The sequence below is a fragment of the Deinococcota bacterium genome, from assembly GCA_030858465.1.
Lineage (GTDB): Bacteria > Deinococcota > Deinococci > Deinococcales > Trueperaceae > JALZLY01.
Genome location: JALZLY010000174.1, coordinates 1 through 2,546 on the forward strand (window position 1 = coordinate 1; position 2,546 = coordinate 2,546).

General features: G+C 67.2%; 1 pseudogene. It reads right to left on the reverse strand.

Going from position 1 to position 2,546, the window contains the following annotated elements:
- Positions 1-237: 237 nt before the first annotated feature.
- Positions 238-2,283: pseudogene (locus M3498_08930) on the reverse strand (S9 family peptidase).
- Positions 2,284-2,546: the final 263 nt, after the last annotated feature.

The window sequence follows — 2,546 nt, forward strand, 5'->3', positions numbered from 1 at the left end:
TGCGCCTCCTCCAAGGCGCGCTTGGACTTGGGCCTGCCGACATCGACGTTTTCGAGCGTCTTCGGCATGACCACCTGGGTTCTCATGGCTATTACGGGCAGTTCCCATTCCATGCTCCCTAGTAAAGCACCAGTGGCGTGCGCTTTACCGTAAGGTGGCTAACGCAAGGGAGAGCCGGGAGCCAGGACGGGCTCGAGGATGGAGGGCGCCCTCCATCCCTTGCGTTAGCCAAAGAGGCTAGGGCAGCGCCTCCTCGAGGCCGGGAATCTCCCCGGCGCCGGTCGGCACGGTGAGGCTCGAGCCCGTAAAGTCGTCGCCGATGGGCTCGGCGCGGCCGCCCAGGTGCTCGGCCAAAAAGGCCTCGGCGACGGCGTAGAAGGAGAGGTTGTTCTCCGGGCGTGCGAAGCCGTGGCCCTCGTCGGAGTAGAGCACATAGGTAACGGGGATGTCCCGCTCCTGCATGGCCGTCACGATCTGGTCGGATTCGGCCTGGGCGACGCGGGGGTCGTTGGCGCCCTGGCCGATGAGCAGGGGCCGGCGGATGTTGTCGACGTGGCTTAGGGGAGAGCGCTCGAGCAGGAATTCGCGCCCCTCCTCGGTGCGGTGGTCGCCGACGCGGGTGGCGAAGAGTTCGACCTGCGGCTCCCAGTAGGGCGGAATCGCCTCCAGGAGCGTCACCAGGTTCGACGGCCCGACGATAGAGACGCCCGCCGCGAACACCTCCGGGCTGAAGGTGAGGCCCGCGAGCGTCGCGTAGCCGCCGTAACTTGCGCCCATGATGGCGACGCGCGCCTCGTCGGCGACGCCCTCGGCGACCGCCCAGTTGACGGCGTCGATGAGGTCGTCCTGCATGGCCGCGCCCCACTCGAGGTTGCCGGCGTTGATGAAACCCTTGCCGAAGCCGGTCGAGCCGCGGAAGTTGACGCTGAGGACGGCGTAGCCGCGGTTGGCGAGCCACTGGTGCAGGGCGTTGTAACCCCAGGCGTCGCGCGCCCAGGGGCCGCCGTGGACGAGCAAGACCAGGGGCAGGGGAGACTCCGGGCTGAGATCGCCGTCCGGGTCGGCCCGTACAGGAAGGGACCAGACGGGAAGGGAGAGGTAGGAGACCAGCTCGAGCCCGTCGCGCGAGGTGATCACGAGCGGTGTCATGGCGGCCAGGGGCAGACCCTCCAACTCGGGCCGGTTGGTGAAGAGGAAGCTCGCCTCGCCCGCCTCGCGGTCGTAGTGGTAGTAGCGCACCGGGCCGTCGTCGAGGGTGTAGGCGACCAGCCACTGGCGGTCGTCTTGGGTGCGGCTGGTCACGTCGATGTCGCCGTCGGCCACGCCGCGCAAATAGTCGAGGTCAGCCTCTATAGCGGGGTCGAGGACCGTTCAGGTGGTGCGCTCATAGGTCGAGGCCGCGGCCTCGACCCGCTTTTCGGTCGGATGGATCATGGCGTCGCTCACGTCCGCCTGGGGGTCCTCGAAGAGGACGGTCTCCTCGCCGCTTGCCAGCGCCACCTCGACCAGCGCGGTGGTGTCGCGGCCGCGGCTGTCGAGCATGTAGAGCCTCTCACCGCTGTCGTCGAGGCTCAGCGGAAAGGTGTTGAGCGCGTCCTCCATGCCGACGACGGCAAAGGGTTCCTCTTCCCAGGCGTCCTCGGCGCGCCTCATCACCACCAAGCCGCCGTCCGGCGTGGGGGCGACGCCGAAGTGCAGGCTGTAGTCGTCGTCGAGGATAAAGGCGATAAAGCCCTCGTTTTCGTAGACGAGCCCCCGCTCGCCGGTGCTGATGTCGAGGCGGTAGAGGTCGTGCAGTTGGGCAACGCGGTCGTTGAGGCCGACCAAAATCTCGCCCGGCCTTTCCGGGCTGACCGCCTGGATTTGCGCCTGCACGCCGTCTAAGGGCGTCAGATCGCGGGTCTCGAGCGTCGTCAAGGCCACGCTGTAGACACGCCAGTTCTCGTCGCCGTCCTGGTCCTGGATATAGAGGATGTGCTCGTTCGTATAGGCCCAGAAGTAAGCCGGGATGCCGCGGCCGCTGTCGGCGGTGACGGCCTCGGCGGCCTCCGGGTCGGCTACGGGCGCCACCCAGACGTTCATGACGCCGCCTAACGGCGCCAGGTAGGCGAGCCGGCTGCCGTCCGGGCTCAGCCGCACCATCGCCCGCTCGGGGTTGCCGAAGAGCAACTGGCGGGGGATGAGCGCGGTCTCTGCCTCGGAAGTGGGCTCGGCGGCCGGCTCGGTGGCCGAGGCCGGCGCCTGCGCCCAGGCGAGCGGTGCCAGGAGGCCCAGCAGCAACATCAAGAGGCGTGAAAGGCCGTACTTTGAGCGATTGTCCTTGAGGCCGTGTTTGAGCGCGTGGTTCACCGCGTATTTCACCGCGTATTTCACCGTAGTCTCCTTTATCGCTTCTCTTGGCAGAGGGAGTTCTTGTCGAACAGCTCGGCTCGACGGGCTTCGGGATGGTTCTCACCAGGGTCACGGTATCACGGTGAAATTGCCCGTGAACAGTGACCTTGGTCATGGCCGCGGCAGTCTCACTGCCGCTCCAAGACCGAGGGGGC